Source organism: Streptomyces spectabilis, from assembly GCF_008704795.1.
Taxonomy (GTDB): Bacteria; Actinomycetota; Actinomycetes; order Streptomycetales; family Streptomycetaceae; genus Streptomyces; species Streptomyces spectabilis.
The window spans coordinates 4,136,113-4,162,616 of the sequence record NZ_CP023690.1; the positions used below are offsets into that span (position 1 = coordinate 4,136,113).

15 protein-coding genes and 2 rRNA genes are annotated in these 26,504 nt (G+C 69.9%); 3 read left to right on the plus strand and 14 right to left on the minus strand.

Annotated elements, in window-relative coordinates:
* Positions 1 to 63: 63 nt before the first annotated feature.
* From CP982_RS17870 to CP982_RS17885, 3 genes are all read right to left on the minus strand, one after another.
* Positions 64 to 3,185: ribosomal RNA gene (locus tag CP982_RS17870) — 23S ribosomal RNA — on the minus strand.
* A gap of 309 nt (positions 3,186 to 3,494) precedes the next feature.
* Positions 3,495 to 5,020, minus strand: a 16S ribosomal RNA gene (locus CP982_RS17875).
* Together the 16S and 23S rRNA genes form the textbook arrangement of a ribosomal RNA operon.
* A 675-nt stretch (positions 5,021 to 5,695) precedes the next feature.
* Positions 5,696 to 6,703, minus strand: coding sequence for a stage II sporulation protein M (locus CP982_RS17885; RefSeq protein WP_150511453.1), 1,008 nt, complete (start codon positions 6,701 to 6,703; stop codon positions 5,696 to 5,698).
* A gap of 106 nt (positions 6,704 to 6,809) precedes the next feature.
* Between CP982_RS17885 and CP982_RS17890 the strand changes: the two genes are divergently transcribed.
* Complete coding sequence (locus CP982_RS17890; RefSeq protein WP_150511454.1) at positions 6,810 to 7,796, plus strand: RDD family protein; 987 nt, start codon at positions 6,810 to 6,812, stop codon at positions 7,794 to 7,796.
* 8 nt (positions 7,797 to 7,804) lie between these two features.
* Here CP982_RS17890 and CP982_RS17895 read toward each other — a convergent pair whose 3' ends face one another.
* Together CP982_RS17895 and ahcY are read right to left on the minus strand one after the other, a co-directional pair.
* Positions 7,805 to 8,419 carry a hypothetical protein gene (locus CP982_RS17895; protein ID WP_150511455.1) on the minus strand — a complete coding sequence of 205 codons (615 nt, stop codon included), beginning with the start codon at positions 8,417 to 8,419 and terminating at the stop codon, positions 7,805 to 7,807.
* A 300-nt stretch (positions 8,420 to 8,719) separates the two neighbouring features.
* Positions 8,720 to 10,177, minus strand: coding sequence for an adenosylhomocysteinase (gene ahcY, locus CP982_RS17900; protein ID WP_150511456.1), 1,458 nt, complete (start codon positions 10,175 to 10,177; stop codon positions 8,720 to 8,722).
* Between the two features lie 381 nt (positions 10,178 to 10,558).
* On the opposite strand from ahcY, the gene CP982_RS17905 reads away from it, so the two are divergent.
* Complete coding sequence (locus CP982_RS17905) at positions 10,559 to 12,622, plus strand: fructose-specific PTS transporter subunit EIIC (RefSeq protein ID WP_150511457.1); 2,064 nt, start codon at positions 10,559 to 10,561, stop codon at positions 12,620 to 12,622.
* 74 nt (positions 12,623 to 12,696) lie between these two features.
* Here the strand turns inward: CP982_RS17905 and CP982_RS17910 are convergent, their stop codons facing one another.
* From CP982_RS17910 to CP982_RS17940, 7 genes are all read right to left on the minus strand, one after another.
* The gene (locus CP982_RS17910) at positions 12,697 to 13,671 is read right to left on the minus strand and encodes a cation diffusion facilitator family transporter (protein WP_150511458.1); all 975 of its coding nucleotides are present in this window, start codon (positions 13,669 to 13,671) and stop codon (positions 12,697 to 12,699) included.
* 138 nt (positions 13,672 to 13,809) lie between these two features.
* Positions 13,810 to 14,961, minus strand: a complete 1,152-nt coding sequence (gene manA, locus CP982_RS17915) for a mannose-6-phosphate isomerase, class I (RefSeq protein ID WP_150511459.1) — start codon at positions 14,959 to 14,961, stop codon at positions 13,810 to 13,812.
* A 119-nt stretch (positions 14,962 to 15,080) separates the two neighbouring features.
* Positions 15,081 to 16,235 carry an SIS domain-containing protein gene (locus CP982_RS17920; protein WP_150511460.1) on the minus strand — a complete coding sequence of 385 codons (1,155 nt, stop codon included), beginning with the start codon at positions 16,233 to 16,235 and terminating at the stop codon, positions 15,081 to 15,083.
* A gap of 84 nt (positions 16,236 to 16,319) precedes the next feature.
* On the minus strand, positions 16,320 to 16,496 hold the full coding sequence (locus CP982_RS17925) for a Trm112 family protein (protein ID WP_144003791.1): 177 nt from the start codon (positions 16,494 to 16,496) through the stop codon (positions 16,320 to 16,322).
* Between the two features lie 175 nt (positions 16,497 to 16,671).
* On the minus strand, positions 16,672 to 18,036 hold the full coding sequence (locus CP982_RS17930) for a phosphomannomutase/phosphoglucomutase (protein ID WP_150511461.1): 1,365 nt from the start codon (positions 18,034 to 18,036) through the stop codon (positions 16,672 to 16,674).
* A 161-nt stretch (positions 18,037 to 18,197) separates the two neighbouring features.
* Entirely contained in the window at positions 18,198 to 19,814 is a 1,617-nt protein-coding gene (locus tag CP982_RS17935) for an L-lactate permease (protein WP_150511462.1), read from the minus strand.
* A 207-nt stretch (positions 19,815 to 20,021) separates the two neighbouring features.
* Complete coding sequence (locus CP982_RS17940) at positions 20,022 to 20,444, minus strand: DUF3499 domain-containing protein (protein ID WP_144003794.1); 423 nt, start codon at positions 20,442 to 20,444, stop codon at positions 20,022 to 20,024.
* Between the two features lie 262 nt (positions 20,445 to 20,706).
* Between CP982_RS17940 and CP982_RS17945 the strand changes: the two genes are divergently transcribed.
* Positions 20,707 to 21,162, plus strand: coding sequence for a metallopeptidase family protein (locus CP982_RS17945; RefSeq protein WP_150511463.1), 456 nt, complete (start codon positions 20,707 to 20,709; stop codon positions 21,160 to 21,162).
* 31 nt (positions 21,163 to 21,193) lie between these two features.
* On the opposite strand, the gene CP982_RS17950 is transcribed toward CP982_RS17945, so the two are convergent.
* Together CP982_RS17950 and CP982_RS17955 are read right to left on the minus strand one after the other, a co-directional pair.
* Positions 21,194 to 22,681 (minus strand): DUF5719 family protein, encoded by a 1,488-nt coding sequence (locus CP982_RS17950; protein WP_150511464.1) that lies wholly within the window; start codon positions 22,679 to 22,681, stop codon positions 21,194 to 21,196.
* Complete coding sequence (locus tag CP982_RS17955) at positions 22,678 to 26,391, minus strand: glycosyltransferase family 2 protein (RefSeq protein WP_150511465.1); 3,714 nt, start codon at positions 26,389 to 26,391, stop codon at positions 22,678 to 22,680. The genes CP982_RS17950 and CP982_RS17955 overlap by 4 nt, the downstream gene beginning before the upstream one ends.
* Positions 26,392 to 26,504 lie beyond the last annotated feature (113 nt).

Below are 26,504 nucleotides of genomic sequence, written 5' to 3' on the forward strand. Positions count from 1 at the left end.
ACACGCATTGAAGGTGTGGGGTTGTTCGTGGTTTCAGAACCAACACAGTGAACGCGAGCAACTGAGGACAAGCCCTCGGCCTATTAGTACCAGTCAACTCCACCCGTTACCAGGCTTCCATATCTGGCCTATCAACCCAGTCGTCTACTGGGAGCCTTACCCCATCAAGTGGGTGGGAGTCCTCATCTCGAAGCAGGCTTCCCGCTTAGATGCTTTCAGCGGTTATCCTTTCCGAACGTAGCCAACCAGCCATGCCCTTGGCAGGACAACTGGCACACCAGAGGTTCGTCCGTCCCGGTCCTCTCGTACTAGGGACAGCCCTTCTCAAGACTCCTGCGCGCACAGCGGATAGGGACCGAACTGTCTCACGACGTTCTAAACCCAGCTCGCGTACCGCTTTAATGGGCGAACAGCCCAACCCTTGGGACCGACTCCAGCCCCAGGATGCGACGAGCCGACATCGAGGTGCCAAACCATCCCGTCGATATGGACTCTTGGGGAAGATCAGCCTGTTATCCCCGGGGTACCTTTTATCCGTTGAGCGACGGCGCTTCCACAAGCCACCGCCGGATCACTAGTCCCGACTTTCGTCCCTGCTCGACCCGTCAGTCTCACAGTCAAGCTCCCTTGTGCACTTACACTCAACACCTGATTACCAACCAGGCTGAGGGAACCTTTGGGCGCCTCCGTTACCCTTTGGGAGGCAACCGCCCCAGTTAAACTACCCATCAGACACTGTCCCTGATCCGGATCACGGACCCAGGTTAGACATCCAGCACGACCAGAGTGGTATTTCAACGGCGACTCCACGAACACTGGCGTGCCCGCTTCACAGTCTCCCACCTATCCTACACAAGCCGAACCGAACACCAATATCAAACTGTAGTAAAGGTCCCGGGGTCTTTCCGTCCTGCTGCGCGAAACGAGCATCTTTACTCGTAGTGCAATTTCACCGGGCCTATGGTTGAGACAGTCGAGAAGTCGTTACGCCATTCGTGCAGGTCGGAACTTACCCGACAAGGAATTTCGCTACCTTAGGATGGTTATAGTTACCACCGCCGTTTACTGGCGCTTAAGTTCTCAGCTTCGCCCCACCGAAATGGAGCTAACCGGTCCCCTTAACGTTCCAGCACCGGGCAGGCGTCAGTCCGTATACATCGCCTTACGGCTTCGCACGGACCTGTGTTTTTAGTAAACAGTCGCTTCTCGCTGGTCTCTGCGGCCACCCCCAGCTCAGAGTGTAAAACTCGTCACCGGGTGTGGCCCCCCTTCTCCCGAAGTTACGGGGGCATTTTGCCGAGTTCCTTAACCATAGTTCACCCGAACGCCTCGGTATTCTCTACCTGACCACCTGAGTCGGTTTAGGGTACGGGCCGCCATGAAACTCGCTAGAGGCTTTTCTCGACAGCATAGGATCATCCACTTCACCACAATCGGCTCGGCATCAGGTCTCAGCCTTAATGTGTGACGGATTTGCCTATCACACGGCCTACACCCTTACCCCGGGACAACCACCGCCCGGGCTGGACTACCTTCCTGCGTCACCCCATCGCTTACCTACTACCACCTTGGGTCGGCGGCTCCACCACTTTCCTTTCCCCGAAGGGTCCGGAACGGCTTCACGGCCTTAGCATTAATGGGCTCGATACTGGGCGTTTCAAAGCGGGTACCGGAATATCAACCGGTTATCCATCGACTACGCCTGTCGGCCTCGCCTTAGGTCCCGACTTACCCTGGGCAGATCAGCTTGACCCAGGAACCCTTAGTCAATCGGCGCACACGTTTCTCACGTATGTATCGCTACTCATGCCTGCATTCTCACTCGTGAACCGTCCACCACTGCCTTCCGGCGCAGCTTCACCCGGCACACGACGCTCCCCTACCCATCCCAGCGGGCGTTGGCCCTCATGCTGGAATGACACGACTTCGGCGGTACGCTTGAGCCCCGCTACATTGTCGGCGCGGAATCACTAGACCAGTGAGCTATTACGCACTCTTTCAAGGGTGGCTGCTTCTAAGCCAACCTCCTGGTTGTCTCTGCGACTCCACATCCTTTCCCACTTAGCGTACGCTTAGGGGCCTTAGTCGATGCTCTGGGCTGTTTCCCTCTCGACCATGGAGCTTATCCCCCACAGTCTCACTGCCGCGCTCTCACTTACCGGCATTCGGAGTTTGGCTAAGGTCAGTAACCCGGTAGGGCCCATCGCCTATCCAGTGCTCTACCTCCGGCAAGAAACACACGACGCTGCACCTAAATGCATTTCGGGGAGAACCAGCTATCACGGAGTTTGATTGGCCTTTCACCCCTAACCACAGGTCATCCCCCAGGTTTTCAACCCTGGTGGGTTCGGCCCTCCACGAAGTCTTACCTCCGCTTCAGCCTGCCCATGGCTAGATCACTCCGCTTCGGGTCTTGGGCGCGCTACTCATTCGCCCTATTCGGACTCGCTTTCGCTACGGCTTCCCCACACGGGTTAACCTCGCAACACACCGCAAACTCGCAGGCTCATTCTTCAAAAGGCACGCAGTCACGAGACACCAAGCAAGCTTGATGTCCGACGCTCCCACGGCTTGTAGGCACACGGTTTCAGGTACTATTTCACTCCGCTCCCGCGGTACTTTTCACCATTCCCTCACGGTACTATCCGCTATCGGTCACCAGGGAATATTTAGGCTTAACGGGTGGTCCCGCCAGATTCACACGGGGTTTCTCGGGCCCCGTGCTACTTGGGTGTCTCTCAAACGAGCCGCTGACGTTTCGACTACGGGGGTCTTACCCTCTACGCCGGACCTTTCGCATGTCCTTCGCCTACATCAACGGTTTCTGACTCGTCTCACAGCCGGCAGACTGTGAAAGAGAGATCCCACAACCCCCAAGCGCAACCCCTGCCGGGTCTCACACGCTTGAGGTTTGGCCTCATCCAGTTTCGCTCGCCACTACTCCCGGAATCACGGTTGTTTTCTCTTCCTGCGGGTACTGAGATGTTTCACTTCCCCGCGTTCCCTCCACACCGCCTATATATTCAGCGGTGGGTGACAGCCCATGACGACTGCCGGGTTTCCCCATTCGGAAACCCCCGGATCAAAGCCTGGTTGACGACTCCCCGGGGACTATCGTGGCCTCCCACGTCCTTCATCGGTTCCTGGTGCCAAGGCATCCACCGTGCGCCCTTAAAAACTTGGCCACAGATGCTCGCGTTCACTGTGCAGTTCTCAAACAACGACCAACCACCCGTCACAACCCACCAAAGCAGGCCTTTACCGGGGTCGGCATTGAGGTCGGGAACAAGTTCCGTACCCTCAGATACCCAACAGCGTGCCCGACACCCTCACCGCTTCCCTCCGCGTTCCACACTCCGAAGAGCAGTACTAGCAGGACAAGACGGCCGAGTGTGCCGAGTAGTCAACGTTCCACCCATGAGCAACCAGCATCGGACATTCGCCGATGTACTGGCCTCTGAACCGGGCAAGCCCGGCTTAGAAGTGCTCCTTAGAAAGGAGGTGATCCAGCCGCACCTTCCGGTACGGCTACCTTGTTACGACTTCGTCCCAATCGCCAGTCCCACCTTCGACAGCTCCCTCCCACAAGGGGTTGGGCCACCGGCTTCGGGTGTTACCGACTTTCGTGACGTGACGGGCGGTGTGTACAAGGCCCGGGAACGTATTCACCGCAGCAATGCTGATCTGCGATTACTAGCGACTCCGACTTCATGGGGTCGAGTTGCAGACCCCAATCCGAACTGAGACCGGCTTTTTGAGATTCGCTCCACCTCGCGGTATCGCAGCTCATTGTACCGGCCATTGTAGCACGTGTGCAGCCCAAGACATAAGGGGCATGATGACTTGACGTCGTCCCCACCTTCCTCCGAGTTGACCCCGGCGGTCTCCCGTGAGTCCCCAGCACCACAAGGGCCTGCTGGCAACACGGGACAAGGGTTGCGCTCGTTGCGGGACTTAACCCAACATCTCACGACACGAGCTGACGACAGCCATGCACCACCTGTACACCGACCACAAGGGGGCGACCATCTCTGGCCGTTTCCGGTGTATGTCAAGCCTTGGTAAGGTTCTTCGCGTTGCGTCGAATTAAGCCACATGCTCCGCCGCTTGTGCGGGCCCCCGTCAATTCCTTTGAGTTTTAGCCTTGCGGCCGTACTCCCCAGGCGGGGCACTTAATGCGTTAGCTGCGGCACGGACGACGTGGAATGTCGCCCACACCTAGTGCCCACCGTTTACGGCGTGGACTACCAGGGTATCTAATCCTGTTCGCTCCCCACGCTTTCGCTCCTCAGCGTCAGTATCGGCCCAGAGATCCGCCTTCGCCACCGGTGTTCCTCCTGATATCTGCGCATTTCACCGCTACACCAGGAATTCCGATCTCCCCTACCGAACTCTAGCCTGCCCGTATCGACTGCAGACCCGGGGTTAAGCCCCGGGCTTTCACAACCGACGTGACAAGCCGCCTACGAGCTCTTTACGCCCAATAATTCCGGACAACGCTCGCGCCCTACGTATTACCGCGGCTGCTGGCACGTAGTTAGCCGGCGCTTCTTCTGCAGGTACCGTCACTTTCGCTTCTTCCCTGCTGAAAGAGGTTTACAACCCGAAGGCCGTCATCCCTCACGCGGCGTCGCTGCATCAGGCTTTCGCCCATTGTGCAATATTCCCCACTGCTGCCTCCCGTAGGAGTCTGGGCCGTGTCTCAGTCCCAGTGTGGCCGGTCGCCCTCTCAGGCCGGCTACCCGTCGTCGCCTTGGTGAGCCATTACCTCACCAACTAGCTGATAGGCCGCGGGCTCATCCTGCACCGCCGGAGCTTTCCACACGGAGATCATGCGATCCCGTGTCATATCCGGTATTAGACCCCGTTTCCAGGGCTTGTCCCAGAGTGCAGGGCAGATTGCCCACGTGTTACTCACCCGTTCGCCACTAATCCACCCCGAAGGGCTTCATCGTTCGACTTGCATGTGTTAAGCACGCCGCCAGCGTTCGTCCTGAGCCAGGATCAAACTCTCCGTGAATGTGTACCCGTAATCGGGTGCAACACCACGAGAGCGGAACAACCAGGAGGAATAATCCCGGTCGTTCACAGCGTCCTCGCTGTGCGCCTCCCACTCAATGCGGGAGGACTTTTTCAAAGGAACCTCGCCACCGGACTGATGTCCGGCAGACGGGGTATCAACATATCTGGCGTTGACTTTTGGCACGCTGTTGAGTTCTCAAGGAACGGACGCTTCCTTTGTACTCACCCTCTCGGGCTTTCCTCCGGGCGCTTCCCTTCGGTATTTCGTGTTTCCGACTCTATCAGACTCTTTCCGGCTTCCCGGTCCGTTCCGACTTCCTCGGCGCTTTCCGGCCTTTCGGCCTTCCGGCGGTTCCGACTTTATCAGATCTTCTCGGCTTCCCGATCCGTTCCGATTTTCATCGGTGCCTTTCAGGTTTCCGCTTTCGCGTTTCCCTTTCCGGCGGATCCGACTTTATCAGAGGTTTTGGGCCGGTCTGACCGGCTCAGGATTCCGATTCATCGGGTGCGGCTTCTCGGTTGATGTGATTCGAGAAGCAGACAGATTGTCACTGTCACCGGACGAGCTGTCGAGCTCTAGGCAACTGTTCAAATCTACCTCCCCGGTCCTTCCGTGTCAACGGTTTTTCCGGAGCGATGAGGAGACTAGCAGGTCAGAAGGGTCGTACGCACATCACGCCGCAGTGGGGACCGCGGCGCTCCGCTCGGACTCGTCGACGTCGCCGGTCTCGCCCTCGCGGGCCGCCCGCCCGCCGAGGACATAGACGTACGCGAGGAAGGCCAGCTCGGCGGCTATTCCGATGGTGATGCGGGCCCAGGTGGGCAGGCCGGAGGGGGTGACGAAGCCTTCGATGGCGCCGGACACGAGAAGGACCAGGGCCAGGCCGATGGCCATCCCCAGGGCTGAGCGCCCCTCCTCTGCCATGGCCGCGCGGCGTGTGCGCGGGCCCGGGTCGATCAGCGTCCAGCCGAGGCGCAGCCCCGTTCCGGCGGCTACGAAGACGGCGGTCAGTTCCAGCAGGCCGTGCGGCAGGAGCAGCCCCAGGAAGGTGTCCAGCCGGTCGGCGGAGGACATCAGGCCGAGACCCACCCCTACGTTGAGCATGTTCTGGAAGAGGATCCAGATGACCGGGACGCACAGGAAGGCTCCCAGGACCAGGCACATCGCGGCCGCTTGGGCGTTGTTCGTCCACACCTGGGCGGCGAAGGACGCCGCCGGGTGGCTGGAGTAGTACGTCTCGTACTCGCCTCCGGGGCGGGTCATGTCCCGCAGCTCCGAAGGGGCCGCGATCGAGGACTGCACCTCCGGGTGGGTGCCGACCCACCAGCCGATCACGGCCGCGAGGGCCACGGACAGCAGGGCCGTGGGGACCCACCAGCGCCGCGACCGGTAGACCGCCGCCGGGAAACCGTGGGTCAGGAAGCGTGTGGCGTCTCTCCAGGAGGCGCGGCGCGTGCCCGTCACCGCACTACGCGCGCGTGCCACCAGCTGTGTGAGGCGTCCGGTGAGCTGAGGGTCCGGGGCGCTGGACTGGATCAGGGAGAGGTGCGTGGCGGTGCGCTGGTAGAGCGTGACGAGCTCGTCGACCTCGGGGCCGGTGAGCCGGCGCTGGCGGCGTACCAGGGCGTCGAGTCGGTCCCACTCGGCTCGGTGGGCCGACACGAAGACGTCGAGGTCCATCGGATTGGCTGCTCCTCGGCTTCTCGTACTGCTCCTACTGCGGCGCGATCACTCATCAGCTTGGCAGACTGGCGGTGACGGGGGCAGAGACGGGAAGGGCGGCGGCGTGAGTGAGCTTGTGACGGGCGAGGCGGTGGCGCTGGAGCTGCGCCCCGCGAAGCTGCCGAGCCGGGCGCTGGCCCTCCTGATCGACATGGTCGTGGCCTGGTCGGTGTATCTGGCCGTGACGCTGGGGCTGCTCGCGGCGACGGCGTCCCTGGACGACGCCGCGGCCGCCGCCATCGCCGTGGGGACGTTCGTCCTGGTGCTCGTGGGCGTGCCCATCGCCATCGAGACGCTCAGCCACGGGCGGTCGCTGGGGAAGCTGGCGTGCGGGCTGCGGGTCGTACGGGACGACGGCGGGCCGATCCGGTTCCGGCACGCCCTGGTGCGCGGTGCGGTCGGTGTCGTCGAGATTCTGCTGATGTTCGGGGTGATCGCCTGCATCGCGTCCCTGGTCTCGGCGCGGGGGCGGCGCCTCGGAGACGTGTTCGCGGGGACGCTCGTCGTACGGGAGCGGGTGCCCACGGCGCAGACCGGGTACGTGCCCGCGCCGCCGCCGTGGCTGGCGGGGCAGTTCTCCGAGCTGGACCTGTCCGGGGTTCCGGACGGTCTGTGGCTGGCGGTACGGCAGTACCTGACGCGCATGGGCCAGCTGGATCCGCAGGTCGGCTGGGGCATGGCGGAGCGCCTCGCGGCCGACGTGGTCGCGCGGACGGGCGCTCCGGCGCCGGTGGGGGTGCCGCCCGCCGCGTTCCTGGCCGCCGTGGTCCACGAGCGGCAGACGCGGGAGGCGCAGCGGACCTTCGGCGGGGCACCGGCCGAGGGCGGTGCGCCGTACCCGAGCCCCTACGCGCCGGGGGTCCCGAGCGCGCCGGGCCCGTATCCCCCGCCGACCCCGCACGCGCCGCAGCCCTCGGCAGTTCAGTGGGCTTCGCCGTCGGCCGGGGCTACGGGAGCGGAAGCGCCCCGAGCCGTGCCGCACGCCGCGCCGGGATCCGGCCCGCGTGACGAGCCGCGGCGGCCCTCGACGGGCTTCGTGCCGCCCGCGTAGCGCAGGGGTCAGGGGAAGGCCGACGGCGGCGACTCCAGGTGTTCCAGCTCGATGCCGGGGGCCGCGAGGACGACGTCGCCGCTGAGGTGGACGGCGTGCTGCTCGCCCGTGTCCAGAGCTGTGACCTGGTACTCGTCCACAGCCAGCGGGCCGTTGTCAGTGGCGTGTGCTTCTCTCGTGAGCAGGGCCCAGGACTGGTCGAGGGTGCGCGGCGCCAGGACCGGGTCCGTGAAGGCGACCAAGCGGACGCGGGTCGCGGGGGAATCGGGGGTGAGGCGCAGCAGCCGGGCGGTGGCGACGAGGAAGGCGGGGGACGCGCCGGTGAAGGCGTGGGCGGGGGCGTTGTTCTCGGTGGCGTGCGCGCCGGTGGCGTCGGTGCGGACCCAGGTGACGCCGTCGAGGGCCGCGGCCCGCACCTGCCAGCCGGAGGCGTGCAGTTCGAGACGGATGGGGCGGCCGAGTTCGTCGAGGGTCAGGTCGACGGAGCCCGCGTGGTCGCCGGAGGGGGTGGTGCGCTGGGCGACGTAGCGCCAGCCGGAGGGGCCGGGCGCGCACTGGAAGTGTTCTTCACCGAGGGGGGTGTGATCGTGCGGATCGTGCAGCGAATAGCGACCGCGGGGCATGGGGCTCGGTCCTTGTCGGGGTACGTGCGGTAGGGCGTCGTCGAGGCGGAAGCGTCGTGGCCCGAGCGTACGGAGCGCCTGGGCGGCGCGCGGCCGGGAACGCGGAGTCGGGCGCCCTGGCGGCGGGGCGGCCGGGCCTGGCGCGGCTCGGGCCAGTACACCGACAGGCCCCCGCCGGGACGGCGAGGGCCTGCTGGAGACGTACGGCCGAGGTCGGCCGGACGGGCCGGGCACCGCCCCGGGGATCGGGAGCGGCCCGAGTGGGGCGGCTCCGTGACCGGGGGCGGTACGCGGGCCGGATCAGTAGCGGTAGTGGTCCGGCTTGTACGGGCCCTCGACCTTGACGCCGATGTACGAGGCCTGCTCGGGGCGGAGCGTCGTGAGCTTCACGCCGAGCGCGTCCAGGTGCAGACGGGCGACCTTCTCGTCGAGGTGCTTCGGCAGCGTGTAGACGCCGATCGGGTACTCGTCCTGCTTGGTGAAGAGCTCGATCTGGGCCAGGGTCTGGTCCGCGAAGGAGTTGGACATCACGAAGGACGGGTGGCCCGTCGCGTTGCCCAGGTTCAGCAGGCGGCCCTCGGAGAGGACGATGAGGACCTTGCCGTCGGCGAAGGTCCAGGTGTGGACCTGCGGCTTGACCTCGTCCTTGACGATGCCGTCGATCTTCGCGAGGCCGGCCATGTCGATCTCGTTGTCGAAGTGGCCGATGTTGCCCACGATGGCCTGGTGCTTCATCTTGGCCATGTCGGCGGCCATGATGATGTCCTTGTTGCCGGTCGTGGTGATGAAGATGTCGGCGGTCTCGACGACCTCGTCCAGGGTGGTGACCTGGTAGCCGTCCATCGCGGCCTGCAGGGCGCAGATCGGGTCGACCTCGGTGACGATGACGCGGGCGCCCTGGCCGCGCAGCGACTCCGCGCAGCCCTTGCCGACGTCGCCGTAGCCGAAGACCACGGCGGTCTTGCCGCCGATGAGGACGTCGGTGGCGCGGTTGATGCCGTCGATGAGCGAGTGGCGGCAGCCGTACTTGTTGTCGAACTTCGACTTGGTGACGGCGTCGTTCACGTTGATCGCCGGGAAGAGGAGGGTGCCGTCGCGCTGCATCTCGTACAGGCGGTGGACGCCGGTGGTGGTCTCCTCGGTGACGCCGCGGATCTCCGAGGCGACCTGGGTCCACTTCTGCGGGTTCTCACCCAGGGTGCGGTTCAGGACCTGGAGGATGACGCGGTGCTCGTCGTTCTCGGCGGTCTCGACGCCGGGGACCTTGCCGTCCTTCTCGTACTGGACGCCGAGGTGGACGAGCATGGTGGCGTCGCCGCCGTCGTCCAGGATCATGTTCGGGCCGCCGGTGGGCGAGTTCGGCCAGGTGAGGGCCTGCTCGGTGCACCACCAGTACTCCTCCAGGGTCTCGCCCTTCCAGGCGAAGACCGGGATGCCCTGGGGGTTGTCCGGGGTGCCGTTCGGACCGACGGCGATGGCCGCGGCCGCGTGGTCCTGGGTCGAGAAGATGTTGCAGGAGACCCAGCGGACCTCGGCGCCGAGGGCGACCAGGGTCTCGATGAGGACGGCGGTCTGCACGGTCATGTGCAGCGAGCCCATGATGCGCGCGCCGGCGAGCGGCTGGCTGGCGGCGAATTCCTTGCGGATCGACATCAGGCCGGGCATCTCGTGCTCGGCGAGGGTGATCTCCTTGCGGCCGAACTCGGCCAGGGAGAGGTCGGCGACCTTGAAGTCCTTGCCATTGACGGCAGTCGTCATGGTGAGCTGCTCCTCGTGATGGGGTCGAGGGTGGGCATGGCTGATCTGCGGCGTCGGGGCACGGAGGCGCACCGGCGCGCGCAGCGCAGTCCGTCGGAGGCCCTCTCTCCCTCGGCCGGTCCAGAAGCGGACCGCCCGACCGCCATCAGCAGCGACGTCTGGCACTGTCACGAATCTACACCGATCGGCGCAGTGGGCCACAAGGGTGCGGAGAGATGGGCCGTGGCTGAATCGCGACCTTCCAGAGGGGTAAGCAAAGGCCATCAGTCCCTGACGAACCAGGACCTTTGCGCTTTTGCTCCTGTACCTGTCTGTTGCAGGATGCCTGGAGATCGGGAACATTTGCGCGACCTTGTTCGGTCAAGGCGTTAGGAGAACCACGTGACCAGTCCGGCCGATCCCCCGACCGGCGCCAGCGGGCAGAAGAGGCTGAAGCTGCTCGCCGTGACCGCCTGCCCGACCGGCATCGCCCACACGTACATGGCGGCGGAGAAGCTCCAGCAGGCCGCGGACCGGCTGGGCATCGACATGAAGGTGGAGACGCAAGGCTCGATCGGGGCCGAGAACGTACTGTCTGACAACGATGTCAGAGAGGCGGACGGCATCATCATCGCGGCCGACAAGGACGTGGACCGCGACAGGTTCGCGGGCAAGCGCGTGCTGTCCGTCGGGGTTTCCGAGGGCATCAGCCGGCCCGAGCAGCTGATCGAGCAGGTCAGGACCGCGCCGGTCCAGGGCGGCGGCGATGCCGGAAGCGGCGGCACGGGTCCGGCCGGAGGCGGCGGGGGCGGCGGCCGGGAGCGGAGCGTCGCGTACAAGGCGCTGATGAACGGCGTCTCGTACATGATCCCGTTCGTCGTGGTCGGTGGTCTGCTGATCGCGATCTCGCTGTCGCTCGGCGGGCACACCGACCCGAAGGGCGGGCTCGTCATCCCGGACGACTCGTTCTGGATGCATGTGAACCAGATCGGGGTCATCGGGTTCACGTTGATGGTGCCGATCCTGTCGGGGTACATCGCGTACGCGATCGGGGACCGGCCCGCGCTCGTGCCGGGCATGATCGGCGGGTGGATCGCCAACACCGGTGAGCTGTACGACTCCAAGGCGGGGGCGGGCTTCATCGGGGCGATCGTGACCGGGTTCCTGGCCGGTTACCTGGTTTTGTGGATCAAGAAGGTCAAGGTCCCGAAGTTCGTCCAGCCGATCATGCCGATCATCGTGATCCCGATCCTGGCGACGAGCGCGCTCGGCCTCTTCTTCATCTACGTCATCGGCAAGCCGATCGCGTGGGTCTTCGAGCATCTGACGGACTGGCTCAGCGGGATGACGGGCACGAGCGCGATCCTGCTCGGCGCGATCCTGGGGCTGATGATCGCCTTCGACATGGGCGGTCCGGTCAACAAGACGGCGTTCCTGTTCGGCGCGGGGCTCATCGCCACCGGCAACCAGACCGTCATGGGCATGTGCGCGGCCGCGATTCCGGTGATGCCGCTCGGGCAGGGGCTCGCGACGCTGATCCGCAAGCGGCTGTACTCGGAGCAGGAGCGGGAGACCGGGCTCGCGGCGCTCTTCATGGGGCTGTTCGGCATTTCGGAAGGTGCAATTCCGTTTGCTGCCGCGCGGCCCGCGCAGGTCATTCCCGCGAACATGCTCGGCGGTGCGGTGGCCGGGGCGATCGCGGGCCTCGCGAGCGTGGAGGACGCGGTGCCGCACGGCGGGCCGATCGTCGCGGTGCTCGGTGCGGTCGGCGGGGTGCCGATGTTCTTCGTCGCCGTGGCCGCCGGAACGGTCGTCACCGCGCTCGCCACGGTCTCGCTGGTGGACCTGAGCGAGCGGAGGCGGCGCGGGGTGGCGCCGCTCGGCGGAGCGGGCGGCCCGGAGCCGGTCCTTGCCGGGGTCGGTGCGGGTGCTGGGCCTAGTGCTGGTGCTGGTGCTGCGGCCTCCGCGTCCGTCCCCTCCCCCGTCGCGGCGGCTCCCGCTTCCGCGCCTGAGGTCCTCTCCGGCTATCTCACCGGGCAGACCGTGAAGGTCCAGCTCGACTCCGGGGACAAGGAGGCCGCGATCCGGGAGATGGCCGGGCTGCTCGCCCGTACCGGCAAGGTCGACGACGTCGAGGAGCTCGTACGGACCGCGCTGGCGCGCGAGGCTCAGGGAACCACGGGGCTCGGCGAGGAGATCGCGATCCCGCACGCCAAGACCGACGCGGTGACGGCGCCGGTCGTCGGGTTCGCGCGGTCCGCCGAGGGCATCGAGTGGGGTTCCCTGGACGGCACGAAGGCCAAGCTGATCTTCATGATCTCGGTGCCGGAGGCGGCCGCGGGCGACGAGCACCTGCGGATCCTCGCGCTGCTCTCCCGCAAGCTGATGGTCACCGGCTTCCGGGAGCGGCTCGTGGCGGCGCCGGACGAGGCCGCGATCCTGGAGGTCCTGCGCGAGGTGCGGTGACCGCGCCCGCAGTCAGCGCGAAGGGGCCCGCACCGGGTGGTGCGGGCCCCTTCACCGCACGGACGCGTACGACGTCAGTAGTCGCTCGCCGGGGCCGGGCCGCCCGGGGACTTGGCCGGGCTGCTCGCCGCGGCGGCCTCCGCGTTGTAGATGTCCGGCTCCAGATAGATCACGCGGGCGATCGGGACGGCCTCGCGGATGCGGGATTCGGCGGCGTTGATCGCGTCGGCGACCTCGCGGGCGGTGTCGTCGTGCTGGACGGCGATCTTGGCGGCGACGAGCAGTTCCTCCGGGCCGAGGTGGAGCGTGCGCATGTGGATGACGCGGGTGACGGTGTCGCCGTCGACCAGGGCCTTCTCGATCTTCTCGACTTCTTCGATGCCCGCGGACTCGCCGAGGAGCAGCGACTTGGTCTCGGCCGCGAGGACGATCGCGATGAGGATCAGCAGGACGCCGATGCACAGCGTGCCGATGCCGTCCCAGACGCCGTCGCCCGTGGCGAGCGCGAGGCCGACGCCGCCGAGCGCGAGGACCAGGCCGACGAGCGCGCCGAGGTCCTCCAGGAGGACGACGGGCAGCTCGGGCGCCTTGGCGCGGCGGACGAACTCCTTCCAGGAGAGGTTGCCGCGCAGGGTGTTGGACTCCTTGATGGCCGTCCGGAAGGAGAACGACTCGGCGATGATGGCGAACACCAGGACGCCGACCGGCCAGTACCAGTGCTCGATCTCGTGCGGGTGCTTGATCTTCTCGTAGCCCTCGTAGAGGGCGAACATGCCGCCGACGGAGAAGAGCACGATGGAGACGAGGAACGCGTAGATGTAGCGCTCGCGGCCGTAGCCGAAGGGGTGTTGCGGGGTGGCCTCGCGCTGGGCCTTCTTGCCGCCGAGGAGCAGCAGGCCCTGGTTGCCGGAGTCGGCGACCGAGTGCACGCTCTCGGCCAGCATCGACGACGAGCCGCTGAAGAGGAACGCGACGAACTTGGCCACCGCGATCGCCAGATTGGCGGCGAGTGCCGCCACGATCGCCTTTGTTCCGCCTGACGCACTCATGTGTGCCCGTTGTCCCTTCCGTTGCGTGCCGCGCCTGCCGCGTGACTCGCGTACGTTCTCCGTTCCGCGACGGCCGGGCGCCGTGGGGCCCGGCCGGTGCGGTGCGTCATTGTTGCAGCACGGGAGGCATGGGGTGGGTCAGGCCACCACGGTGGCGCGGAAAAGGGTGCCGCTGCCGGAAACGTCGGTCTTTTCACCCGCGGGGACGAACACGGACCGGCCGGGGCCGAGGGAGATGTCGCCCGCGCGGACCTCGCCCGCCACGCAGAGCAGGATCTGCGGCGTCTCGGCGGTGAGGTCGTGCCGGGCGTCGCCCTCGGGCAGGACGTAGCGGGAGAGGCGGAACTCGTCGATCGGGGTGTCGTAGACCTCTTCGCCGTCGGCCGAGGCCTCAGGGCGCAGGACGCCCGGATCGCTCGCCTCGAAGCGGACGACGCGCAGGAGTTCGGGCACGTCGACGTGCTTGGGGGTGAGGCCGCAGCGCAGCACGTTGTCGGAGTTGGCCATGATCTCGACGCCCATGCCGTCGAGGTAGGCGTGCGGGACTCCGGCGCCGAGGTAGAGGGCCTCGCCGGGGTTCAGGCGTACGTGGTTGAGCAGCATGGCGGCGATGACGCCGGGGTCGCCGGGGAAGTGGCGGGCGGCGTCGGCGTACGGGGCGTAAGCGCCGCCGAGGCGCTCGGCGGCGGCCGCGGCCTCGGTGACCGCGCGCGCCATGTCCTCGCGGTCGGCGGTGAGTACGGCCGTGAGGACCTCGCGCAGCGCCGCGTCCTCGGGCTTGGCGCGCAGCAGGTCGACGTACGGCTTGAGGGAGTCCACGCCGAGGCCCTCGATCAGGTCGGCGGCCTCGGCGGGCGGGCGGAAGCCGCACAGCCCGTCGAACGGCGTGAGCGCGCAGATCAGTTCGGGCTTGTGGTTGGCGTCCTTGTAGTTGCGGTGGGGGGCGTCGAGCGGGATGCCGCGGGCCTCTTCGTCCTCGTAGCCCTCGCGCGCCTGCTCCAGGTCCGGGTGCACCTGTACGGACAGGGGGGCGCCCGCGGCGAGGATCTTCAGGAGGAAGGGCAGGCGCGGGCCGAACTTGTCGACGGCGCGGGGGCCGAGCTCGCCGCGCGGATCCTCGTCGATCACCTCGTTGAGCGGTCCGCGCCCGGTGCGCGAGGGCGCGCCCGGGTGGGCGCCCATCCACATCTCGGCCTGCGGTTCGCCGGTCGGCTCGACGCCGAGGAGGCCCGCGATGGCAGTGGTGGAACCCCAGGCGTAGGGGCGGATGGTGTTGGTGAGGCGGTCCACGGAGGGGTCTCCCTTACGGGCGTGCGGGGACGCGGGCGGGCGCGTCCTTCGGTGCGGGTACGCGCGTGCCCCCTACGGGTACGGGCATGCGCGCGAGGGCGCCGGTACGGGGGCCGCGGTCATGATCGGCCGCCGGAGGCGAGCGCCAGGTAAACGGCGGCGAAATCCGTGATGGCGATCAGCTCGGCGAGGCGCTCCAGGTCTCCGCCGTCCTCTGGGTCCAGCTCGCTGAGCGCGACGTCGTGGCTCTGGGCCAGCTCGCGGGCGGCGGGAGCGGCGGTGAGGCCGCCCGCGTCGGCGGGGCGGTCGCGCAGCAGGACCGCGCGGGCGCGCAGGGGCGCCGGGTCGTCGACGCGGTCGCGGAAGAAGTCGTCGCCGTCGGGGCTCCCGGTGAGGCCGCGCGCGAGCAGTGCGGCGTGCGCGGGCAGCGCTTCGGGCAGCTCGGCGGTGAGCGCGGGGTGTCCGGCCAGCTCGGCGAGCGCGGCGGCGAAGCGGCGGCCGACGGGGCCCGCGGTCTCGCCCTCGGTCCAGATCAGCGGCAGCGCTTCGGCCAGCTCGGTGGCGAGGGTCTTGGCGGGGTTGCTGTACGTCGCGACGGCGGGGCCGCAGCGCTCCGCGACGCCGTCGAGCCGGTCGGCGACCTTCTGGAGGGTCTCCACGGGGGCGGCGACCAGGCCGGTGCGGTCGAGCAGGGCGAGCAGCGGGACGAGCAGGGACCACAGGGTGCCCGGGGCGGCGGTGGGGGCCTCGGGGTCGTCGCCCGCGGCGGCGCTCGGCTGGGGCGACTGGGCCATCGGGACGGTGAGGCCGTGCGAGCCGCTGACGCTCTCGGCGAGCGGGGAGCGGGCCGGGGCCACCGCGGCGACGGTGCAGCCGCGGCGGTAGGACTGCTCGGCGAGGAGCGCGAGGCCCGGCTCCGTGCCGTCGGGCGTGGCGATGAGCAGCAGGTCGACGGGGCCCGTCCAGCCGGGCAGGGTCCAGCGCAGGGCGCCCGCCGCGGGGGCCACGCCCGTGGGGGCGAGCCTGATGACGGGGCAGCCGGTGCCCACGAGGGCGCCGACGAGGTCGGCGACGCCGGCGGCCGCGGTGCCGGGTCCCGCGATCAGGACGGCGCGGGGGCGGCCGTCCGGTTTCAGCTCCGTGACCCCGGACTCGGTGGCGTGCCGGACCGCGGTCCGTACGCGGGCACCCGCTTCGGCGGCGCCGCGCAGCAGGTCGCGCAGGTCGGCGCGGGCCAGCTCGTCGGGGGCGTCCAGGAGCGACTCGTCGAGCATGGGGGGCGGCCTCCGATCGCCGTGCGCGGCAGGGGGTGCGGCCCGGCGCCCGCGTGAGGGGTACGCCCGGCCCTCTTCTGATCCTTACTCGGGGCGGCGGGCCTCGTCGACCAGGAGTACGGGGATGCCGTCGCGGATCGGGTACGCGAGGCCGCAGTCGGTGCCCTCGGCGGTGCAGAGCAGCTCGGCGTCCGTCTCCTTGAGGGGGGCGTGGCAGGCCGGGCAGGCGAGGATCTCCAGGAGGCCGGCTTCGAGCGGCATGGGGTGGTCCCTTCGGGGGTGGTGGGTCGGGCGGTGCGGCCCGTCCAGCCTATCGCTGGCCGGGGGGCCTTGGCCGGGGGCGGGGCTTGGCCCCGCCCCCGGCCTCTCCCCGGCTTGCTGTGGACTTTCGGGTGCGGGCCGGTGGGCACAGACGCGAGGCCCACCGGTGGCGCGGCTACGCCCTGATGATCGCCAGGGCCGCGTCCCGGGTCTTCTCCATCGTCTGCTGGTCGCGGGCCTCCGCGTTGAGGCGGAGGAGCGGCTCGGTGTTGGAGGCGCGGACGTTGAACCACCAGTCGGCCGTCGTGATCGTCAGGCCGTCCAGCTCGTCGAGGGTGACGCCGTCCTGGCCTTCGTACGCGGCCTTGATGGCGGCGAGGCGGTCCTGCTGGTCGGCCACCGTCGAGTTGATCTCGCCGGAGCCCACATAGCGGTCGTACTGCTCCACGAGGGCCGACAGGGGGCCGTCCTGGCCGCCGAGGGCGGCCAGGACGTGCAGGGCGGCCAGCATGCCCGTGTCGGCGTTCCAGAAGTCGCGGAAGTAGTAGTGCGCGGAGTGCTCACCACCGAAGATCGCGCCGCTCTTGGCCATCTCCTCCTTGATGAAGGAGTGGCCCACGCGCGTGCGCACGGGGGTGCCGCCGTTCTCCCGCACGACTTCCGGGACCGTCCAGGAGGTGATGAGGTTGTGGATGACCGTGCCGGAACCGCCGTGCTTGGCCAGTTCCCGGGCGGCGACCAGGGCGGTGACCGCCGACGGGGAGACCGGGTCGCCGTTCTCGTCGACGACGAAGCAGCGGTCGGCGTCGCCGTCGAAGGCGATGCCGAGGTCGGCGCCCTCCTCGCGCACGCGCTGCTGCAGGTCCACGATGTTCGCCGGATCCAGCGGGTTCGCCTCGTGGTTGGGGAAGGTGCCGTCCAGCTCGAAGTACATCGGCACCAGCGTCAGCGGCAGGCCCTCGAAGACGGTGGGCACCGTGTGCCCGCCCATCCCGTTGCCCGCGTCCACCACCACCTTCAGCGGACGGATCACCGACAGGTCGACCAGGGACCGCAGATGGGCCGCGTAGTCCTTGAGGGTGTCGCGGCGGGTGAGCGTGCCGGGCGTCGGCGCGGGCTCGGGGGCGCCCTCCTCCGCCCAGCGCTCCACCAGGGCGCGGATGTCGGCCAGGCCGGTGTCCTGCCCGACCGGGGCGGCGCCCGCGCGGCACATCTTGATGCCGTTGTACTGCGCCGGGTTGTGCGAGGCCGTGAACATCGCGCCCGGCAGGTCCAGCGCGCCCGAGGCGTAGTACAGCTGGTCGGTGGAGCACAGGCCGATCTCCGTGACGTCCACCCCGAGGGCCGCGGCGCCGCGCGCGAAGGCGCCCGAGAGGCCGGGCGACGAGGGCCGCATGTCGTGCCCGACCACGATCGCGTCCGCGCCCGTCACCCGCGCGAAGGCGGCGCCGAACTGCTCGGCCAGGGTCTCGTCCCACTGGTCCGGGACCACTCCGCGCACGTCGTACGCCTTCACGATCTGGGACAGATCAGCAGCCACGGCCAAGCCTCTCTCTACGTACTTCGGCGACGCGCCGGGGCGCCCGGGCGGGCGGCCGCGCGCGGCGGACTTCCTACGGCGATGTTCCTACGGACTCCTACGGCGCCCCCAAACTACCTCCAACCACTGACAGTGGGTTGTGGCGGCGTTACCCAAGGACGTCAGGGAAGCATCCAGCCGAGCACCGCCGTGCTCTGGCCCACCACGATCAGGCACATCACGAGCAGCAGGCCGAGGCTCCAGGGCAGCACCTTGCGCAGCAGGTCGCCCTCCTTGCCCGCGAGTCCGACGGCCGCGCACGCGATGGTCAGGTTCTGCGGGGAGATCATCTTTCCGAGCACCCCGCCCGAGCTGTTGGCGGCGGCGAGGAGTTCGGGCGACAGGCCCGACTGTTCGGCCGCGGTCACCTGGAGCGCGCCGAACAGCGCGTTCGCGGAGGTGTCCGATCCGGTCACCGCGACGCCGAACCAGCCGAGCACCGGTGACAGGAAGGCGAGGCCCGCGCCCGCGTCGGCCACGAAGTGCCCGATGGTGGCGGCCTGCCCGGAGAGGTTCATGACGTACGCGAGCGCGAGGACGCTCGTCACCGTGAGGATCGCGAACCGCAGTTCGTGCACGGTCGCCGCCCACTCCCGTGCCGCCACGCGCGCGTGCACGCCGAGTACGGCGGCCGTGCCGAACCCGGCGAGCAGGACGAGCGTGCCGCCGGTGGCCACCAGGGGCAGCGAGAAGACGTTGCCTCCGACCGGGTCGCCCGCGGGTCCCGCGACGTCCAGGAAGGGCCAGTCGAAGGTGCGGGTGGCCTCGGCCAGGAGGTCCTTGACGGGCGGGATCTGCGCGACGGAGAAGATCGCGACGATCAGGGCGTACGGGGCGTAGGCGCGCAGGACGTCCGCGCGCGGGTCGTCGCGGTCGAGGTCCTCGCTGCGCGCGCCGGTCAGGACCGCGGCGCGTACGGGTTCGGCGGCGGGCCTGCGCGCGTGCGGCACCGCCACGAGGGCGCCCGCACCCGCCAAGGCGGCACCGATGTCGGCCAGTTGCGCGGAGACGTAGTTGGAGGCCGCGAACTGCGCGGCGGCGAAGGCGAAACCGCAGGCGAGGGCGGGCACCCAGGTCTCGCGCAGACCGCGCCGCCCGTCCACGAGGGCGACCAGGAGCAGCGGCACGACGAGCGCGAGCAGCGGCGTCTGACGGCCGACCACGGTGGCGACGGTGTCCAAGGGGATGCCGGTGACCTGCGCGAGCGTCACCACGGGCGTGCCCATGGCCCCGAAGGCGACGGGCGCGGTGTTGGCGACGAGGGCGACGACCGCGGCGCGCACCGGGTCGAAGCCGAGCGCCACGAGCATGACCGCGCTGATCGCGACGGGCGCGCCGAAGCCGGCGAGCGCTTCGAGCAGCGCGCCGAAGCAGAAGGCGACGACGAGCGCCTGGATGCGCGGGTCGTCGGAGAGGCGCCCGAAGGAGCGTCTGAGGATGTCGAAGTGCCGGGTGCGGACGGTCATCCGGTACACCCACAGGGCGTTGACGACGATCCACAGGATGGGGAAGAGCCCGAACACGGCACCTTGGGCGGCGCTGGACGCGGTCTGGCCGAGGGGCATGCCGAACACGAGCCAGGCGACGGCGACGGCCACGGCGAGGCCGATGAGCCCGGCCCGGTGCGCCTTCATGCGCACGGCGCCGAGGAGGACGAGGACGGTGAGCAGGGGCAGGGTCGCGACGAGTGCGGACAGGCCGAGCGAGTCGGCCACGGGCTCCAGTTGCTGCACGAACACGGGTGCCTCCCTGGATGACCTCTTGATCACGGGGTGGCGAAATAGTCGTGGCCTCGACAAACAGCCGTCAATCCGTGTGCCGGTGAAGATTCACTCACGGGCGTACGGACCGCGTGCGCGGCGGCGCGGAAGCCGACTGGCTGGAATGTGCCCACAGCCGTCCTCGGCTGCCCTCGGGTGCCCTCAGTCGTCGGGCGAGAGCTGCCCTCAGTTGTCGGGCGAGCGCAGCACCCGCAGGTGGCCGCGGCGCGCGACCTCCATCGGGTCCGCTCCGCGCGACCCGCCGCCCGCCTCGGCGGCGCGCTCCTGGGGCCGGGCGGCCTCGCGCACGGCGTTGGCGAGCGCTTCGAGGTCGTCGCCGCTGGGCCGGGCCGGTCCTGAGGCGTCGGCGAGCCGGACGACCTCCCAGCCGCGGGGCGCGGTCAGGCGCTCGGAGTGCTCGGCGCACAGGTCGTAGCAGTGGGGTTCGGCGTAGGTGGCGAGGGGGCCGAGGACCGCGGTCGAGTCGGCGTAGACGTACGTCAGCGTCGCGACGGCGGGTCGGCCGCAAGCGGTGCGCGAACAGCGACGTACAGGGCTCACGACGTTGGACGGTACCGCACTCTTGAGCGGGCCGCGACGACTCTCCACCAGGTCACTCCCCCGTGTCGTGTCGTGATCCCGCACGCGGGGTGTCCGGAAAGCGCCGCTCTGACCTGCGGTGACACAAGGGACCAACGGGGCTTGTGGTGTTGAACCCGGTCACCACTCGGAACAAATACTGCCAATCAGGGCGAGATCGGCCGTACAGGAGAGATACACAATCGAGCCCAAGCTTGGCTGGAATGGTCAGGAAGCGACATGCCGTGCTCCGTGCGGAAAGGGCGATCTCGGGGACTACGCTTCGTCAGTGATGGACGACCCCGTACAGCCCCGCGCCGCCGAGCCGAGGCCCCGCCGCCGCGACCGCCACGGCAGGGGCATGCGCGGCCCCGTGGCGCCGCCCCAGGTCCCCCTCTCCACGAGCCGCGCCGAAGCCTTCACCGACCTCGTGCAGGACTCGGTGGAGCGCCTCGAGCGGCGCTGGCCGCAGCTCACCGAGATCGACTTCCTGGTGCTCGAGGTGCCTCCCACCGTCGGGGGCGGCCCGGACGAGGAGTGGGCGGGCGAGACCGTGCCGCTCGGCGGGACCGTGACCGCGTCCGAGGGGCGGCCCGCCCGGGTCGTCATCTACCGGCGGCCCGTGGAGATCCGCACCAAGGGGCGCGACGAGCGGGCCGCGCTCGTCCACGAAGTGGTCGTCGAGCAGGTCGCCGAGCTCCTTGGGCTCTCGCCGGAGTCGGTGGATCCGCGGTACGGGGAGGACTGACCGCCCGGTCCCCCGCGGGCGCGCCCCGGCCTCACCCCCGCTGCAGCACCTTCAGGTCCTGCTTCGCCTTCGGCACCTCCACCGTCCCCCTGTCGTCCGGCAGGGACTGGATCGTGAACATGGGGATGCCGTTTTCGGGGATCTCCAACATGCGCGACGCGTGGACCGGGGCGTCCGACTGGGGCTCCAGAGTGAGGGCGTAGGAGCCCTTCAGACCCGCGGGCACGGGCGGGGTGACGGCGAGCGTCGTGCCCTGCTTGACCGTGTACGTCTTACTGGTGGGCTCGCCCGCCTCCGTGCCCGGGGACGCGGTCACCTTGACGCGGGTGGTCTTGTCGGGGGCCGTCAAGGAGAGCGTGGTGCCCTTGGCGCGGTTGTCGGCGACCGTGGCGCGGGCGCCCACCGGAGCGGTCGCGGGGATGAACGCCGTCTCCTGCTTGGCGCCCTTGCCGCGGGTGACGCGGAGCGCCGCCACCACCGGCACGGGGTCCTCCGTGGGGGTGAGGACGAGGGAGCCCGCCTCCCCCTTGGTCACGTCGCCCAGGTCCACCGCCGTCGTCATGCCGGACTTGACGTGCAGGGTCTCGTGCCCGGCCGGGGTGATCGAGCCGGTGGGCGAGGCGAGTTGGACCTTCAGGTCCGCGTCGTCGGCGCCGGGCGCGAAGGCGACGAGGCGGACCGAGGTCGCGTCCTTGGGGATGCCGGGCAGCACCAGGCGGGGCGCCGGGTCGGCGGCCGCGGGCAGCCAGTCGCCGCCCAGCTCGTCGTCCGACGACTGCACCGCGGCAGCGACACGGCCGCTGCGCGCGGTGACGTGCATCGTCAGGTTGGTCTGCGGCTTGGGCGTGAGCGTGGACAGGAGCACGGGGACGCTGGAGCGCGGCTGGATCTGGATGGACTCGCCGACCTCGGCCTTCAGGGCGCCGCCCGGGCCGTACAGCTCGATGTCCACGACCGCCGCCGCGTCGTCCGGGTTCATCAGGTGGACGTAGTCGTTGCGGCCCTTGGCGGTACTGGCGCCCGGGAACCAGAAGTCGGTGTCCGGAGCGGTGCAGTTGGTGCCGTGCAGGCCGCGTCCCGCGCCCGCGCTGACCGAGGTGGTCTGCTGGGCGGTCCAGCCGGGCGCGAGGCGGCCGTCGGCGCTGCCGATGAGCGTGGGGGCCTCCGCGCCCGACTCCTCGCCGGAGACGGGCTTCCCGGGCTCCTTCTGGGTCAGGAACGGCTTGGCGCCCTTGCCCTTGCCGCCCTGCGGGGCGTCCGTGAGCTGCTTGACGACGGGGAACAGCGCGGCACCGCCCGCGCGCCCCGCGGCCTCCGACTTCGGCGTGAAGGCCGTGTACGTCGTCTCCGCGAGGTCGGACGTGCTGGGCTCCGGGCACAGCAGCCGGGTGCGCTCCACGGGCAGCCGCTTCGCCGCCGTGACGCCGTCGTCACCCGCGGGGGCGTTGACGGCGGCGAAGCCGGTGACGGCGGCCAGGGCAGCCGCCGCGGCGATCAAGGACAGGGTGGTGCGGTTCACTGCTGGCTCCCGTCGGGGCGCTCACTGTCGGTGCCGTGCGGGGGACGCGGCGGCACCGGAGGGTGCTGCGCCTGTGCGGCGTCCGCGGAGTCGTACGGCTGGCCGTAGCCCGGGGTCGTCCCGTACGTGCCGTACGTGCCTTCGTAGGCGTACGGGTCGTACTGGCCGCCTTGGTAGGGGTCCGCCTGGTACGCCTGGTCGTAGCCTCCGGGGGCGTACTGGCCGCTCTGCTGGTGCTGCTCGCCGCCGTACGCGCCCTGGTCGGCGCCCGCGTGGGCGGGGGGCTGCCACTCCCCTTGGGCGGGCGCGTGCTGGGGCGGCGACGGGGTGTACTGGGGCGGGACCGCGCCCAGAGCGGCCTCTTCGGGGGTGCCGTCCGGGAACGCGCCCTCCTGGGCGGCCTGTTCGCCCTGGGCCCGCAGCCTGCGCGCCCTGCGGCCCTCGCCCGACGCGGCCTGCGCGGGCACCAGCTCCTCCTCCGGGAGGTCGTCGTCCACGTCGCGGCGGCGTCCGGGCAGCGCGAGGACCACCAGGACGAGCGAGAGCGCGCCCTGCGTCCACAGCAGCGCCGTGTGGGTCGCCGACGGCTCGTACGCGATGTCCAAGCGGCCGCCCGAAGCGGGCAGTTCGAAGCCCTGGGCCCAGCCGTCCACGGTGGTCCTGGTGAGCGCGCGGCCGTCCAGGGTCGCCGTCCAGCCCGGGTCCGCCGCGTCCGCGAGGCGCAGCACGCGGCCCTCGTCGCCGGACGGGACCTCGGTGTGCACCTCCACGGGACCGGCCGCGACCGGCTCGGGGTCCTGGGAGCCGGAGACGATGGCCGCGCGGGCGACCTGCCGGTCCACGCGCCACAGCGCGCTGCCGTCCTCCTGACTGAGCCGGGTCAGGCCCGGCGTGGTGTCCAGGGTGCGGCTCAGCTGGCGCGGCGCGCCGTCGCGGACGAGGACGTAGCGCACCGCGTAGCCGCCGAGCTGGTCGGCCTGGTCGGCGCCGGAGCCCGCGAGGAGGCGGGCGACGATGCGGTCGAGGCGGGCGTCGGTGCCGTCCTTGGCGGCGAGCTCGGCGTCGCCGAGGCGGGCGCCGGAGCCGCGCACCAGCATGTAGGCGACCTCGGCCGGGGAGGCGCTGTCCAGGACGAGCGTGCGGGCCTGGTCCTGGGTGCGGCTCTCCTCGGCGACGAACGCGGGCACCTGCACGGGGTCGCGCCGCTCCAGCGGGCCGTCGGCGCCGCGGATCATCCACCCGGCGGCGGCGAGCAGCGGCCCGGCGGCCGTGGCGAACGCGATGAGCGCGGCCACCGGCTGGCGCCAGCCGAAGCTCTGCTCGGCGACCCGCGCGCGGGCGCCGTCGGCCCCGAGCGCGGCGGCGGCGAGCAGCGCGATGCCGTACGCGAGCGTGGCCGGGCCCGCCCACGCCGAGCCGTTCGAAAGGGCGGCGAAGACCAGGGCGACGAGCGCGACCGCCCAGGCGGTGCGGACGGCCAGCTGCCGCTCGCCGCGCAGCAGGGCGGCGAGCGCGGCCAGGACGATGCCGATGAGCAGCAGTCCGTGCACGGTGCCGGGGCCGCCGGGGCTGCCGCCGAGCAGGTCGAGCGCGGACGCGGACCCCGTGCCGTACGCGAGACCGGCCTCCTTGAAGAAGCCGGTCGGCAGCAGCGTCAGGGACCACGGCGCGAGGACGAGCAGGGGCGTGCCGACGGCGGCCAGGAAGCGCGGGCCGTACGCGACGAGGTCGCCGCGGCGCAGCGCGAGCGCCAGGAGGCCGACGACGACGGCGATGGGCCACACGATGGGCGTGAAGGCCGTGGTGACGGTCAGGAGCAGCGCGTACGCCCATGTGGCGCGCCAGCTGCCGCGGGTGCCGTCGGGGGACGTGAGGCCGGCCGCCGAGGCTCCCGCGCGCGCGATGAGCGGCAGCAGGACGGCGAGGACGGCGGTGCCGATCCGCCCGCCCGCGAGCGCGCCGGTGGTGGCGGGCAGGAAGGCGTAGGCGACGGACGCCCACGCGCGCAGCAGCCGGGAGGTGACCAGCGGCCGGGACGCGAAGTAGGCGGTGAAGCCCGCGAGCGGCACCGAGCCGATCAGGAGGACGGTGACGGCGAGCCCGGTGGAGCCGAACAGGAGCGTCGACAGACTGGCCAGGACGGCCAGGTAGGGGGGCGCGGCGTCCGTGCCGCCGATGCCCACGGGGTGCCACGCGTCGGCGTACCGCGACCACAGGGACGAGGCGTCGGCGGGCGCGGGCAGGAGCGCGCCGCCCGCGAGCGCGCCGCTGCCGAGCAGCGACCTGCACGCCACGAGCGACACGAAGAGCAGGACGACGAAGAGCAGTGGTCCGGGCTTGCGGGCGACGCGCTTGAGGCGGGCGAACTGCTCGATCTCCAGGAAGTCGGCGTCGTCGCCGCCGGGTCCCGACTCGACGGCTCCGTGCCGTCCCGCGGCGGAGACCTCGGGGTCGGAGCCGCCGACCAGGTGGCTCGCGAGCTGCTCGGCGGTGGCGCGCACCGTGGCGCCGGGCGGCGGGAACAGGGGGCGCATCTCGGCGCCGCTCGGCTGCGGCCTGCCGCGCTTCTTGCGGGCGCCGAGGATCCGCTCGGGCCGCAGCAGCGTGCCGAAGAGCCCGGCGACCTCGTCGAGGGCCTGGCCCGGCGCCTTGCCGAGGAGCAGGCCGAGCGTGCGCAGCAGGGTGCCGACGACGAGCCGCAGGAGGACCCAGGGCAGCACGGCGGTGCGGGAGTTGGCGAGCAGGGTGTAGACCGCGCCCGCCTTGTCGACGCGGTGCGGCGAGGTCGCCGTACGGCCCACGCAGTCGACGGCGCGGCGCTCGCGCGAGGCCGCCTCCGCGTGCCGCACGACGGCGTCAGGAGCGACCAGGACGCGGAGTCCGGCCGCGTGGGCGCGCCAGCACAGGTCGACGTCGTCGCGCATGAGGGGCAGCCGCCGGTCGAACCCGCCGAGCCGCTCGAACACCTCGCGGCGGATCAGCATGCCCGCGGTGGACACGGAGAGCACGGGCCGCACGTGGTCGTGCTGGCCCTGGTCCTGTTCGCGCCGGTCGAGTCCGGTCCAGCGGCGGCCCGAGTGGGCGATGGAGACGCCGACTTCGAGCAGCTGTCTGCGGTCGTACCAGCCGCGGAGCTTGGGGCCTACGATCGCGACCTCGCTGCCCGCCTCGCGTTCCGCCTCGACGGCGCGGAGCAGTTCGGCGAGGGCGCCGGGCTCGGGCGCGCAGTCGTCGTGCAGGAGCCACAGCCACTGCTCGGGCTCGCCGTGCGGCAGGTCCGGCAGGTCGTACGCGTCGTCGCGCCAGGTGCGGCTCACCGGGTCCCAGCCGCTGGGGCGCTTCAGATACGGCAGGTCCTCCGGGGTGAGGACGGGGGCCGTGCGGACGGCCTCCTCGACGGCGGTGCCGAAGCCGGAGCGGCGGGCCAGGTGCAGCACCCGGTCGTCGCCGAGGGCCTCGGTGACCAGGCGCGCGGAGTCGTCCGCGCTGCCGGTGTCGGCCGCGAGCGCGTTCTGTACGGGGCGGTCCTGGCCGAGCAGTCCGGCGAGCGCGTCGGGCAGCCAGCGGGCGCCGTCGTGGGAGACGAGCACCGCGGTCACCACGTGCCGCGGGAACTCGGGTGGGCTTGCCGGGTCGAACCCGGCCGCGCGGGACGGGTCGAAGCCGGCGGGAGCGCCGTCGTGGGCTGCGGGGTGGCTGTGCACGGACATCGAGGTACGGGCCCCGGTTCGCTGGACTGCGGTGGACGCCCGTGCCCTGTGGGGGCGCCGTGGCGTCTCGGACGGGGCCCCACACTAACGGCTGGCAGCGCAACGGCCCGCCG

Excerpts from the sequence above, each read along its gene's own strand:
- CP982_RS17885 (WP_150511453.1), bottom strand. The coding sequence starts at position 6,703 with ATGGACCTCGACGTCTTCGTGTCGGCCCACCGAGCCGAGTGGGACCGA.
- CP982_RS17895 (WP_150511455.1), bottom strand. The coding sequence starts at position 8,419 with ATGCCCCGCGGTCGCTATTCGCTGCACGATCCGCACGATCACACCCCC.
- ahcY (WP_150511456.1), bottom strand. The coding sequence starts at position 10,177 with ATGACGACTGCCGTCAATGGCAAGGACTTCAAGGTCGCCGACCTCTCC.
- CP982_RS17910 (WP_150511458.1), bottom strand. The coding sequence starts at position 13,671 with ATGAGTGCGTCAGGCGGAACAAAGGCGATCGTGGCGGCACTCGCCGCC.
- CP982_RS17920 (WP_150511460.1), bottom strand. The coding sequence starts at position 16,235 with ATGCTCGACGAGTCGCTCCTGGACGCCCCCGACGAGCTGGCCCGCGCC.
- CP982_RS17925 (WP_144003791.1), bottom strand. The coding sequence starts at position 16,496 with ATGCCGCTCGAAGCCGGCCTCCTGGAGATCCTCGCCTGCCCGGCCTGC.
- CP982_RS17945 (WP_150511463.1), top strand. The coding sequence starts at position 20,707 with ATGGACGACCCCGTACAGCCCCGCGCCGCCGAGCCGAGGCCCCGCCGC.
- CP982_RS17955 (WP_150511465.1), bottom strand. The coding sequence starts at position 26,391 with ATGTCCGTGCACAGCCACCCCGCAGCCCACGACGGCGCTCCCGCCGGC.